The 12,379-nt window shown below is 70.2% G+C and carries 9 protein-coding genes; 6 read left to right on the top strand and 3 right to left on the bottom strand.

Translation table 11 applies throughout. The features are described 5' to 3' along the window. Positions 1–119: 119 nt before the first annotated feature. From NMK44_RS14705 to NMK44_RS14695, 3 genes are all read right to left on the bottom strand, one after another. Positions 120–1,325, bottom strand: a complete 1,206-nt coding sequence (locus tag NMK44_RS14705) for a branched-chain amino acid ABC transporter substrate-binding protein (protein ID WP_302888212.1) — start codon at positions 1,323–1,325, stop codon at positions 120–122. A 1,197-nt stretch (positions 1,326–2,522) separates the two neighbouring features. After that, complete coding sequence (locus NMK44_RS14700; RefSeq protein WP_254742916.1) at positions 2,523–3,038, bottom strand: PaaI family thioesterase; 516 nt, start codon at positions 3,036–3,038, stop codon at positions 2,523–2,525. Positions 3,039–3,099: 61 nt separating this feature from the next. Further along, positions 3,100–5,379: an FdhF/YdeP family oxidoreductase gene (locus NMK44_RS14695; RefSeq protein ID WP_254742913.1), complete on the bottom strand. Its 2,280-nt coding sequence runs from the start codon at positions 5,377–5,379 to the stop codon at positions 3,100–3,102. A gap of 255 nt (positions 5,380–5,634) precedes the next feature. Here NMK44_RS14695 and polA point away from each other — a divergent pair, with 255 nt between their 5' ends. From polA to NMK44_RS14665, 6 genes are all read left to right on the top strand, one after another. Next, complete coding sequence (polA, locus tag NMK44_RS14690; protein WP_254742910.1) at positions 5,635–8,373, top strand: DNA polymerase I; 2,739 nt, start codon at positions 5,635–5,637, stop codon at positions 8,371–8,373. Positions 8,374–8,509: 136 nt separating this feature from the next. Next, entirely contained in the window at positions 8,510–10,294 is a 1,785-nt protein-coding gene (locus NMK44_RS14685; protein ID WP_254742908.1) for a lytic transglycosylase domain-containing protein, read from the top strand. Positions 10,295–10,487: 193 nt separating this feature from the next. Further along, entirely contained in the window at positions 10,488–10,622 is a 135-nt protein-coding gene (locus tag NMK44_RS14680; RefSeq protein ID WP_254742906.1) for an SPW_0924 family protein, read from the top strand. 15 nt (positions 10,623–10,637) lie between these two features. Beyond that, a complete protein-coding gene (gene pgfA / locus NMK44_RS14675; protein ID WP_254742904.1) occupies positions 10,638–11,597 on the top strand; it encodes a cell envelope lipid trafficking protein PgfA in 960 nt (319 codons plus the stop codon). Positions 11,598–11,723: 126 nt separating this feature from the next. Beyond that, complete coding sequence (locus NMK44_RS14670) at positions 11,724–11,942, top strand: hypothetical protein (RefSeq protein ID WP_176183556.1); 219 nt, start codon at positions 11,724–11,726, stop codon at positions 11,940–11,942. Next, complete coding sequence (locus NMK44_RS14665) at positions 11,939–12,316, top strand: hypothetical protein (protein WP_254742901.1); 378 nt, start codon at positions 11,939–11,941, stop codon at positions 12,314–12,316. Before NMK44_RS14670 ends, NMK44_RS14665 begins: the two co-directional genes overlap by 4 nt. Positions 12,317–12,379: the final 63 nt, after the last annotated feature.

Raw genomic sequence — 12,379 nt, 5'->3', positions numbered from 1 at the left:
GGCGGGGTGGGCCCCCCCCGGCGCGCCGGGTTGGGGGGGGGGGGGGGGGGCCGCGGGGGGGGGGGGGGGGGGGGCCCCCCCCCGCGGTTCGTTGGGTGAAGTGCGGGGCAGTAGCCGGGTCAGTCCTTGAAGGTGGCGCTCTTCACGGACTTCCAGGCGCCCTTCTTGACCTCGTAGACGGTGAGCTGCTTGTTGGTGGTGTCGCCGTACTGGTCGAAGGAGACCTTGCCGGTGACGCCGTCGAACGAGACCTTGCCGAGCGCTTCGGTGACCTTGGCGCGGGAGTCGTCGGGGAGCTCGCCGTCGTTGTCCTGGACGACCTGCTTGACGGCCTGGATGATCGACCAGGCGGCGTCGTAGGAGTAGCCGCCGTAGGCCGCGAACGGGTCCTTGTAGCCCTGGGCCTGGTAGTTCTTCATGAACGTCTTGGCGGAGTCCAGCTGCTCGACCGGGTAGCCCACGGAGGTCGCGAGGTCACCGTCGTTGCTGGTGCCCGACGCCTTGATGAAGGCGGGGTCGTAGATACCGTCGCCGCCCATGACCGGGACGTCCGCTCCGGCCTGCTTGACCTGGTCGGAGAGGAGGCCGCCCTCGGGGTACTGGCCACCGAAGTAGACCGAGTCCGCCTTGGTGGACTTGACCTTGCTGGCGATACCGGAGAAGTCGGTCTCCTTGATGGTCAGGTGGTCGGTGCCGACGACCTTGCCGCCCAGCCGCTTGAACTCGGCCGCGAAGATCTTGGCCAGGCCGTTGCCGTAGGCCTGCTTGTCGTCGACGACGAAGACCTTCCGCTTCTTGGCGTCGTTGTAGTAGTACTGCGCGGCGAAGCGACCCTGGATGATGTCGGTGGTCGCGGTGCGGAAGTAGGTCTTGAACGGGCGCTCCTTCTTGCCGGAGGCCCAGTTGTCACCCTGGCTCAGCGCCGGGTTGGTGTTGGCGGGGGAGACCTGCGCGAGCTCGCCCTTGTTGAAGACGCCCTGCATGGACTGGGCGACGCCCGAGTTCAGCGGGCCGACCATGCCGAGGATCTCGTCGTCGTCGACCATCGAGGTGGCGTTCTGCTTGCCGGAGGAGGGCACGGCCTGGTCGTCGAAGGACTTGACCTTGAACGTGACGCCCGGCACCTCGTTGTTCTTGTTGGCTATCTTCGTCGCGAGGTCGACGGAGTTCTTGATGCCCTGGCCGAGGGCGGACAGCGAACCGGTCAGCGGGGCATCGACACCGATGACCACGGTGGTCTTGCTGTCCTTGTCCCCTGAGTCTTTGCCGTCGCGCGACCCGCAGGCAGTGAGGGTGAGGGCTCCCGCAGTGATCGCGGTCGTCATGATGAGCAAGGAACGGTGTCGCACGAGGAATCCTTTCCTGGCCGGCACCCGTCTCATGAGGTGCCGTGTCCTCGCCGAATGGACCTGTTGAGCCGTGCAGGTGCGGCGTACACCCGACGGGGTCGTGACTGGCTGTGACTCTAAGCGTGGGGCGTCGCGGGTGGCAGAGGTGCAGGCCATGATGTGACTGTCTTGTTATGACGGGTGTCACCCGGGGACGTCTGTGTAGCGGAACAGAAAGAACGAATCGGTCAAAACCGGATTAAATATTTGGTCCGGATACTGAGAAGTTGCAGTTCCGCTAAGGAGTGTGGGGAACTCGCGAGCGATGTGCGGAGCAGTGTGCACGCAGCGCAGCGGAAAGATCGTTTGCGTAGGCGGCGCCCAGCAGAAAAGTCTGGTCCTTTATTGCGCGGGTGTTACGGAGCGTGATGTCGAGTGGAGGCAGTTCGACCCCGAGCGGAATCCCCGAACAGCGCCGTACCCCGATGCGCACGGTGAGCTGACGGGTGTCCCCGGACCGCACCGTGAGAGGGGTGCGCGGGCTAGTGGTGAGGGACAGCGCGGGATACGGCTGGGTGATGTTCTCCACGGTCACAGCGGTGTTCCGGACCGCGGAGACCCGTATCCGGAATGCGAAGACACCCTCGTCTGCCGGGTCCCCGGGGGCAGTTGTGCCCCCGTAGCCCACCTCGACCGCCTGGGCAGGCCACGGGGGCGGCGGGGGTGCGGACGGGGCGGTCCGGTGCGGTAGGAGATAGCAGCCCGTCGCGATCGCGGCCACAAGACCGGTGAGGGCGAGGGCGGTACGGCGTGTGCGCCGGGGCAGCGCCGTCCAACGTTCGTACGCGCCGGGTGAGTCGGGGTCACGGGAGCGGCCGGAGAGCGTTTCGGGGGGTGGTGCGGGGGCGGGGCCGGGCGGCCCGGCGGGAGGGGGCGCGGGGCGCGGCTCATCGCCGTGGGGCGCCGGTTCGACCGGCCCGATGCCGCTCATCGGCATCGCACCGTGTGATGTCTGATCAACTCCTGTGCCGCACACACCGTGCGCAGCCGGGTCGATGCCCGCATGGAGAAACGTTAGAACGCGCCGGAAGGGGTGGCAACGGCCGTGCGCGGGCCGGGGCGACGGCCGTGCGGAGAGGATGGGCGACGGCCGTCATGAGCTGGGGGACGGCCGTCGCGCCAACGGTCAGGGCGTCACTCGGCGGTGCGCTCCTTCGCCTCCTGGATCTCGTCGACCAGCTTGGACCGCCCGCTGCCGTCCACCTCGCGCAGCAGGCAGGTCAGCCGGGCGGTGCACACCCGGCGGTCCTGCTCATCGGTGATCACGATCTCGTAGGTGGCGGTGGAGCGGCCCTGGTGGACGGGGGTGGCCACGCCGGTGACCTCACCGGTGCGGACCCCGCGGTGATGGGTGCAGTTGAGGTCCACCCCGACCGCGATCCGGCTGCTGCCGCCGTGGAGCATCGAGCCGATCGAGCCGAGGGTCTCGGCCAGCACCGCGGAGGCGCCGCCGTGCAGCAGCCCGTACGGCTGGGTGTTGCCCTCCACCGGCATGGTGCCCACCACACGCTCGGCGGAGGCCTCCCGGATCGTCACGCCCATCCGGGCGCCGAGGTGCCCGGCGGAGAACAGCGCGGGAAGGTCGACACCGAGCGCGGCGTACTCGTCGATGACCTCTTGCGGGAACTTCACGCTGGACTGCTCGCCCATGGACCGGCTCCGTTCGTCTGCTTGTCGTCGCCATCTTCCTATCAGGTGGCTGAGCAAACGCTTAGGCCGGGGCGCTCCGTTCCAGGCGGATCACCACCGACTTGCTGGCCGGGGTGTTGCTGGTGTCGGCGGTGGCGTCCAGCGGCACCAGGACGTTGGTCTCCGGGTAGTAGGCGGCGGCACAGCCGCGCGCGGTCGGGTAGTGGACCACGCGGAAGCCGTCGGCGCGCCGCTCGCTGCCGTCGGTCCACTCGCTGATCAGATCGGCGTAGGAGCCGTCGGCGAGCCCCAGCTCCCGGGCGTCCTCGGGGTGGACCAGCACCACCCGGCGACCGTTCTTGATCCCGCGGTAGCGGTCGTCCAGCCCGTAGATCGTGGTGTTGTACTGATCGTGGGAGCGGAGGGTCTGGAGCAGCAGCCGGCCCTCGGGCAGCTCGGGGTACTCCACCGGGGCGGCGGTGAAGTTGGCCTTGCCGGTGGTGGTGGGGAAGGTGCGGTCGTCGCGCGGACCGTGCGGCAGGGCGAAGCCCGAGGGGTCGCTCACCCTGGCGTTGAAGTCCTCGAACCCGGGGATCACGGCGGCGATGCGGTCCCGGATCGAGGCGTAGTCCTGTCCGAACTCCTCCCAGGGGGTGCGGCTGCCGGGGCCCAGCACCCGGCGGGCCAGCCGGGCGACGATCGCGGGCTCGGAGAGGAGCTGGGGCCCCGCGGGCTCCAGCCGCCCGCGCGAGGCGTGCACCATGCCCATGGAGTCCTCGACGGTGACGAACTGCGGACCGCCGGCCTGGAGGTCCCGCTCGGTGCGGCCGAGGGTGGGCAGTATCAGCGCCCGTGCGCCGGTGACCACATGTGAGCGGTTGAGCTTGGTGGAGACGTGGACGGTCAGCCGCGCGGTGCGCATCGCGTCCTCGGTGACCTCGGTGTCGGGCGAGGCGGCCACGAAATTGCCGCCCATGGCGAAGAAGACCTTGGCCTGGCCGTCCCGCAGCGCGCGGATCGCACGGACCACGTCGAAGCCGTGCTCCCGCGGCGGTGCGAAGCCGAACTCGCGCTCCAGGGCGTCCAGGAAGGCCGGGGCGGGCCGCTCGAAGATGCCCATGGTGCGGTCGCCCTGCACATTGCTGTGACCGCGCACCGGGCACACCCCGGCGCCGGGACGGCCGACGTTCCCCCGCAGCAGCAGGAAGTTGACCACTTCCCGGATGGTGGGCACCGAGTGCTTGTGCTGGGTGAGCCCCATCGCCCAGCAGACGATGGTGCGCTTGGAGGCGAGGACCATGCGCAGTGCGCGGTCGATCTCGGCCCGGTCAAGACCGGTGGCGCGCAGCGTCTCGTCCCAGTCGGCGTCGCGGGCCGTGGCGGCGAACTCCTCGAAGCCGTGGGTGTGCTCGCGGACGAACTCCTCGTCCACCGCTCCCTCGGTCTCCAGTATCAGCCGGTTGAGCAGGCGGAAGAGGGCCTGGTCGCCGCCGAGCCTGATCTGGAGGAAGAGGTCGGTGATTGCGACACCGGTGGTGAGGCCGCGCGGGGTCTGCGGGTTCTTGAACCGCTCCAGCCCCGCTTCGGGCAGCGGATTGATGGAGATGACCTTCGCGCCGTTGGCCTTGGCCTCCTCCAGGGCGGCCAGCATCCGTGGATGGTTGGTGCCCGGGTTCTGCCCGGCCACGATGATCAGGTCGGCCGTGTGGAGATCCTTCAGCAGCACACTGCCCTTGCCGACGCCCAGGGTCTCGGTGAGCGCGGAGCCCGAGGACTCATGGCACATGTTGGAGCAGTCCGGCAGGTTGTTGGTGCCGAACTCGCGGGCGAAGAGCTGGTAGAGGAAGGCCGCCTCGTTGCTGGTGCGGCCCGAGGTGTAGAAGACGGCCTCGTCGGGGGAGGACAGGGCGCCCAGTTCCTCGGCGATGATGCCGAAGGCGCGGTCCCAGGAGACCGGCTCGTAGGAGGTGGCGCCCTCGGGCAGGTACATGGGGTGGGTGAGCCGCCCCTGCTGACCGAGCCAGTAACCGCTGCGGGTGGCGAGGTCGGCCACCGGGTGGGCGGCGAAGAACTCGGGGGTGACCCGGCGCAGCGTGGCCTCTTCGGCGACGGCCTTCGCGCCGTTCTCACAGAACTCCGCCTTGTGCCGCTTCTCGGGCTCCGGCCAGGCACAACCCGGACAGTCGAAGCCGTCCTTCTGGTTGACCCGCAGGAGGGTGAGCGCGGTGCGTCGCACCCCCATCTGCTGCTGGGCGATGCGCAGTGAGTGGCCGACGGCGGGCAGTCCGACGGCGGAGCGCGGCGGGGGCGTGACGTCCGGCGCGTCCTGGACCGGGTCGCCCGTGGGCGGCTTGGCTGCCATGTCGCTCCCCTTTGAGCTCGGCGGTGCGTGTCCTGTGCAGGGATCTGCTGGACCGATCCTGTCACGGGGCACCGACATCCGGGACCGGGCACTCTCCCCTGGTTCTCATCTCCTTTTGATCTCCACGTGGATGCCCGCCGGCCGCCCGGTGCGCGCCCGTTGCGGGTCCGGGGCGGGTCCGGTGCGCGTCCGGGGCGGCGCGGGGAGTCACCGGGGCGGGAAGCATTGTCGGTGGGGCGTGGCAGGATCGGGGACGTGGCAGAGAAAGCATCGAAGAAGACCGCAGCGCCCGCGTCCGACCGCACGGGGGAGGACCGTCCCCGCCTGCTCCTGCTGGACGGGCATTCCCTGGCATACCGGGCATTCTTCGCGCTGCCGGCGGAGAACTTCAACACGACCACCGGCCAGACCACCAACGCGATCTACGGCTTCATCTCGATGCTGGCGAACACGCTCCGTGATGAGCAGCCCACGCACCTGGCGGTGGCGTTCGACGTCTCGCGCAAGACCTGGCGCTCCGAGCAGTTCACCGAATACAAGGCGAACCGCTCCAAGACCCCGGACGAGTTCAAGGGCCAGGTCGAGCTGCTCGGCGAGCTGCTCGACGCCATGAGCGTCACCCGCTTCGCGATCGACGGCTTCGAGGCCGACGATGTGATCGCCACCCTTGCCACCCAGGCCGAGGCCGAGGGGTTCGAGGTGCTGATCGTCACCGGTGACCGCGACTCCTTCCAGCTCGTCAGCGAGCACGTCACAGTGCTCTACCCGACCAAGGGCGTCTCGGAGCTGACCCGCTTCACCCCCGAGAAGGTGCAGGAGAAGTACGGCCTCACCCCCACCCAGTACCCGGACTTCGCGGCGCTGCGCGGTGATCCGTCGGACAACCTCCCCGGGATCCCCGGCGTCGGCGAGAAGACCGCCGCGAAGTGGATCAACCAGTTCGGTTCCTTCCAGGAGCTGGTGGACCGGGTCGACGAGGTCAAGGGCAAGGTCGGCGAGAAGCTCCGCGACCACCTGGAGTCCGTCAAGCTCAACCGGCAGCTCACCGAGCTGGTCCGGGACGTGGAGCTGGGCACCGGCCCGGACGGGCTCAAGCGCGCCCCCTATAACAGGGAAGCCCTCGCGGTGATCCTGGACGCCCTGGAGTTCCGCCACCAGAACTTCCGGGACCGCGTCATGGCCGCGGACCCCGGCGCCGCCGAGGAGGAGCCGGTGGCCGCGGGCCCCGGCGTCGAGGTGGACGGCGTCACGCTGGACGCGGGCGGGCTCGCCCCCTGGCTGGAGGAGCACGGCGGTGAGGTCCTGGGCCTGGCCACCGTCGACAGCTGGGCGCTGGGCAGCGGCAGCGTCAGCGAGATCGCGCTGGCCACCGCCGGCGGCCCTGCCGTGTGCTTCGACCCCGCGCGGCTGGACGAGACCGATGAGCGGTCCTTCGCCGGATGGCTCGCCGACTCCGGCCGTCCCAAGGTCATGCACAACGCCAAGGGGCTGATGCGCGTCTTCGCCGAGCACGGCTGGTCCGTCGCGGGGGTGCGGATGGACACCGCCCTCGCCGCCTATCTGGTCAAGCCCGGCCGCCGCTCCTTCGAGCTGGACGCGCTGTCGGTGGAGTACCTGGGCCGTGAGCTGTCCCCGGCCTCCGCCGCGGACAGCGGACAGCTCGCCTTCGGCACCGACGAGGAGGCCGAGCAGGACGCCTTGATGATCAAGGCGCGGACCATCCTCGACCTCGGCGAGGCGTTCGGCGAGCGGCTGGAGGCCGTCGGCGCCGCCGGACTGCTGCACGATGTGGAGCTGCCCACCTCCGAGCTGCTGGCCCGGATGGAGCGCGCGGGCATCGCCGCCGACCGCGCTTGGCTGGACCGTATGGAGCAGCAGTTCGCGGCCGCCGTGCAGCAGGCCGTGCAGGAGGCCCATGCCGCGGTGGGCCATGAGTTCAACCTCGGCTCCCCCAAGCAGCTCCAGGAAGTGTTCTTCGGTGAGCTGGGCCTGCCCAAGACCAAGAAGACCAAGACCGGTTACACCACCGACGCCGACGCGCTCGCCTGGCTGGCCGGGCAGACCGAGCACGAGCTCCCGGTGATCATGCTGCGCCACCGTGAGCAGGCCCGGCTGCGGTCCACCGTCGAGGGGCTGATCAAGACCATCGCCCCCGGCGGCCGGATCCACACCAGCTTCAACCAGACGGTGGCCGCCACCGGCCGGCTGTCCTCCACCGACCCCAACCTCCAGAACATCCCGGTGCGCACCGACGAGGGGCGGGCCATCCGGCGCGGCTTCGTCGTGGGCGAGGGCTTCGAGTCCCTGATGACCGCCGACTACAGCCAGATCGAGCTGCGCGTCATGGCCCATCTCTCCGAGGACGAGGGCCTGATCGAGGCGTTCACCTCCGGTGAGGACCTGCACACCACCGTCGCCTCCCAGGTCTTCGGCGTCGCCAAGTCCGAGGTGGACCCGGAGATGCGCCGCAAGATCAAGGCGATGTCCTACGGTCTGGCGTACGGTCTGTCGGCGTTCGGCCTCTCCCAGCAGCTCGGTATCACCCCGGACGAGGCCCGCAGGCTGATGGAGAACTTCTTCGAGCGGTTCGGCGGGGTGCGCGACTACCTTCAGCGGGTCGTGGAGGAGGCGCGGGCCACCGGTTACACCGAGACCATGCTCGGCCGCCGCCGCTATCTGCCCGACCTCACCAGCGACAACCGCCAGCGCCGCGAGATGGCCGAGCGGATGGCGCTCAACGCCCCGATCCAGGGCACCGCCGCCGACATCGTGAAGATCGCGATGCTCAAGGTGGACGCGGCGTTGACGAAGGAGGAACTCTCGTCGCGGATGCTGCTCCAGGTCCACGACGAAATCGTGCTCGAGGTCGCGCCCGGGGAGCGGGAGCGGGTCGAGGAGCTGGTGCGCCGTGAGATGGCGGACGCCTTCCAGCTCCGGGCTCCGCTGGACGTGTCGGTCGGATCCGGTGCGGACTGGGAGTCCGCCGCCCACTAAGGCAACCCTTACTGGGGAGGTCCCGTGAAGCCCCGAAGCGAGGTGTGCATCGCTGGATGCGGGCCATAAGTTGTCGTAGTGTCACGAGGGTTGACGCGCGGGGGAGCGCATTGTGTTCGACGGGAGGGACACAGGGATGGCACCGCTTATCGGCCGACGACTCCGCAAAGGGGCGGCCACGACGGCGGTGGCGGCGGCCGCGATGGCCGCCCTCACCGCCTCGCAGGCACCGGGGTTCGCCAGCGCCTCCGACCACGGCGACAGGGACCGCGACCGGGAGCAGTCGGCGCGCGAATCACCGGCGGCGGGTGACGACACCTCCATAGACGGCGGTTCGTCGTACCACACCGATCTGCCGCCCCTGAAGAAGCCGGACAAACCGAAGTCCTCGGCCGATCTGCCCGGTATCCCCGGCGGCGGCGCCAAGGCCGAGGCCGGTATCCCCGCCACCGTCCTCGCCGCCTACAAGAGGGCCGAGGCCACGCTCAAGGACTCCAACCCGGGCTGCAATCTGCCCTGGCAGCTCCTGGCCGCGATCGGCAAGGTCGAGTCCGGTCAGGCGCGCGGCGGCAATGTGGATGCCGAGGGCACGACCCCCCGGCCCATCCTCGGCCCGGTGCTCAACGGCAACGGCTTCGCCATGATCAAGGACACCGACCGCGGTGCCTTCGACGGGGACGCCACCCATGACCGCGCTGTCGGCCCCATGCAGTTCATCCCCTCCACCTGGGCCAACTGGGGCCGCGACGGCAACGGCGACGGTGACCGCGACCCCAACAACATCTATGACGCGGCCCTCGCCGCCGGTAACTACCTGTGCGCGGGCGGCCGGGACCTGTCCACCGAGCACCATCTGCACCAGGCGATCCTGGGCTACAACCACTCACAGGAATACCTGAACACGGTCCTGTCGTGGTTCCAGTACTACAAGCGCGGCACCCATGAGGTGCCCGACGGCACCGGTGTGCTGCCCACGGACAACCGCTCGGGCGGTTCCGGTCCGGGCGCCGGCGGCAAGGGCTCCGGGAAGGGCCACGACGGCAAGGACCACGGCGGCAAGGGCTCCGGTGGCAAGGAGCACGGCGGCAAGGAGCACGGCGGCGGCAGCGGTGGCGGTACGGACCAGGACCGTCCGCGCCCCCTCCCCAAGCCCGAGCCCCCGTCGCAGGACGGCGAGACGCCCGGCACCCCCGCGCCCAAGCCGCCGACGACCCCCGCGGCCAGCAGCCTCGCCCAGGTCGGCGCGAAGGAGCTGTCCGCCACCGCAGGCACCGCGTTCGCCCAGCCGCCCCGGGTCCGCGCGGTGGATGCCAAGGGCAAGCCGGTGGCCAAGGCGAAGGTCCGCTACGAGCTCATCGGTGAGACGGGCGCCCGCTTCGCCGGTCTGGTCAAGTCCGCGGTGGTGCTCACCGGTTCCGACGGCACCGCCACCGCGCCCAGGCTCACCGCGGGGGAGCAGCCCGGCTCCTTCACCGTGCGCGCCTCGGCCGAGGGGAACAAGAAGCTGACGCCAGTGGAGTTCAAGGCCACCGTCAAGGCCCGTCCCGCCCCGCAGGCCGATGTGCTGGCCCGGATCGACGACAAGGCCCTCACGGCCGCGGCCGGCGGTGCGTTCGCCGATCCGCTCACCGTCAAGGCCACCTTCAAGGGCAAGGTCGCCGCGGATGTGCCGGTCACCGCGACCATGGTCACCGCCGATCCCGAGAAGCCCGTGGAGAACGACAAGGGCCCGTACTTCCTGGACGCCAAGGGCAAGCCGGTCCGCACCCTGGCCGGGCTGAAGACCAACGCCCTGGGGCAGCTCACCCTGCCGAAGATCCTCACCGATGAGCACGCGGGCAGCTATCTGCTCCGGCTGACCACGGCCGACGGCGCGGTGCTCACCGTGGAGCTGACGGTCACCCCGGCCGCCGCCTCCTGACGGCCGGGCGCCGGAAGGCCGCCCCGCACCGCCGACCGCACCGCCCCCGGGCCCCACGGCCCGGGGGCGGTGCGGCGTTTCCCCGCTCCCTCTCCGCCGCCCGTGTTCTCATCTGCGCCGCCCGTTGCTACGGTGCCCTGAACTGACGCCATGTCAGATCGGCTTTTCCGCCCCGGACAACGGGAGGCCCACCGTGCGTGCCCTCGCCGCCGCCGTGATCGGGTTCACCGCCGCCCTCGCGCTCGTCCTCACCGTCACCGCCCTCGGCGGCCCCAGCGGCAGCACCTCTCCCGAGCCCCTGCTCACCACGGTCCCCGAGCACCCCTGAGGGAGGCGGAACGCCATGCGCCGCACAGCCAGTCTGGTGCTGCTCGCCCTCGCGGTGTTCTGCGCCGCCCTCTCACCGCTGCTGCGCTGGTACGCGTACCCCCGGCTGGCCAAGATCCCGCCGGACGAGTACCAGACCGCGGTGCTCGAGGCCGCCCCCGCCACCCTGCTCGACTACGGCACCATGAAGCCCCGGAAGGTTCCGAAGATCAGCATCGTGCAGACGCTGCGCGGAAACGTGGCCGCCGCCGAGAAGGTCGGCCGGACCACCGGGCGCGACGTGGTGGTCTGGGACGCCCTGTCCTACATCGAGGGACCGGACGGGAAGATGGTCTCCCGGATCCCCGAGCGCTACGTCTTCGACGCCCACTCCCAGGAGCCGGTGCACTCCGGTGGTGAACACGTCGACGGCGACGCGGTGCGCCGCGACGGCATCGAGTTCAAATGGCCGTTCCTCACCGAGAAGCGCGACTACCGCTACTTCGACGCCCAGACCCGGACCTCGGCCCCCATCCACTACAAGGGCACCCGCACCTTCCGCGGGCTGGAGGTCTACTACTTCGAGCAGACCGTCCCCTGGACGAAGGTGCCGCTGCCCAAGACCATGCCCGTCGACGGCGTCACCCCCGAGGCGGTCCGCAAGGCCGGGACCTCCCGCTGGTACACCACCAAGCGCATGTTCTGGGTCGAACCCACCACCGGTGCCCCCGTCAACGGCGAGGAGATCCACCGCGAGGAGCTGCGCGGCGGGACCCTGCTGGGCGACCGGGACAAGGTGACCGTCTTCGCCGGCCATGTGAAGATGCGCGAGGACTACATCGAGCACACCGTGGACCTGGTCTCCTCCCAGCGGCAGCTGATCCTCCTGCTCACCCGCTATCTGCCATGGGGTCTGCTCACCCTCGGGGGCGGGCTGTTCGCCCTCGCGCTGTGGCTGGAGGCCCGCGCCCGCCGCCCGGCTCCGGCGGCGGAGTAGCCCTCCCGCGCCGCCGGAGCGCCGGACGGTCCGGAGCCCGCCGGGGCGTCAACTCCCGTCCCGCCGTTCGCCCGGGACGGCGAAGCCGGTAGTGATCACAGGTGGGGCATCGCTAGCATTCCGCCCATGCCGGGCATCACGATTGAGTTCACCGAGCAGGAGCTGGCCGAGCTGCGGGCCGAGGCCAAGGAGAAGGGCGTCGCGATCAAGCGGCTGGCGCACGACATACTCACCGAGGACGTGGTGCGGCGGCGGCAGAAGCAGCGCTTCGTCGAGGGCGCCGTGCGGTTCGCGCTGGAGTACAAGACCGAATTCGAGCGGGAGTTCCCGCACGGCATGCGGTGATCCTGTACGTCGACGCCGGCTGGGTGCTGAACGTCCAGGTCGCGGTCTCTCCGGTCAACACACCCGTGCGGGACTGGGGCGCGCTGCACTGCATGACCGAACGGCACCGCTACGAGCGCTTCGCGGGCGAGCCGTACTACGAGGAGGCCGCCGCCCGTGCCGCCACCTTTCTGCACACCTCGCTGATCCTCGAACCGTTCTCCGACTACAACGCCACGATCGGCGCGGCCTGCGCGCAGATGTACATGGAGGAGTCCGGAGAGCGCATCACCCCGCCACCGGGCGCCATGGTCGGACTGGTCCGCGAGCTGCGGAGGACCACCCGGCTCCGCCTCGGCGACACGGCCCGCCGCTTCCGCGACTGGGCCGACTGACCTCCCGGTACTCCCCGTCGCGGGTGCGCCCGCCGCGGGCCGGGGTCCGGCAGTCCGCGGCAC

Origin of the sequence: Streptomyces cucumeris, from assembly GCF_024295805.1 — a bacterium.
GTDB classification, from domain to species: Bacteria; Actinomycetota; Actinomycetes; order Streptomycetales; family Streptomycetaceae; genus Streptomyces; species Streptomyces cucumeris.
This window is presented reverse-complemented; position numbering and strand designations above follow the sequence as displayed.

Coding starts and splice junctions, on each gene's coding strand:
- NMK44_RS14705 (WP_302888212.1), bottom strand. CDS start 1,325: ATGACGACCGCGATCACTGCGGGAGCCCTCACCCTCACTGCCTGCGGG.
- NMK44_RS14700 (WP_254742916.1), bottom strand. CDS start 3,038: ATGGGCGAGCAGTCCAGCGTGAAGTTCCCGCAAGAGGTCATCGACGAG.
- NMK44_RS14685 (WP_254742908.1), top strand. CDS start 8,510: ATGGCACCGCTTATCGGCCGACGACTCCGCAAAGGGGCGGCCACGACG.
- NMK44_RS14670 (WP_176183556.1), top strand. CDS start 11,724: ATGCCGGGCATCACGATTGAGTTCACCGAGCAGGAGCTGGCCGAGCTG.
- NMK44_RS14695 (WP_254742913.1), bottom strand. CDS start 5,379: ATGGCAGCCAAGCCGCCCACGGGCGACCCGGTCCAGGACGCGCCGGAC.
- pgfA (WP_254742904.1), top strand. CDS start 10,638: ATGCGCCGCACAGCCAGTCTGGTGCTGCTCGCCCTCGCGGTGTTCTGC.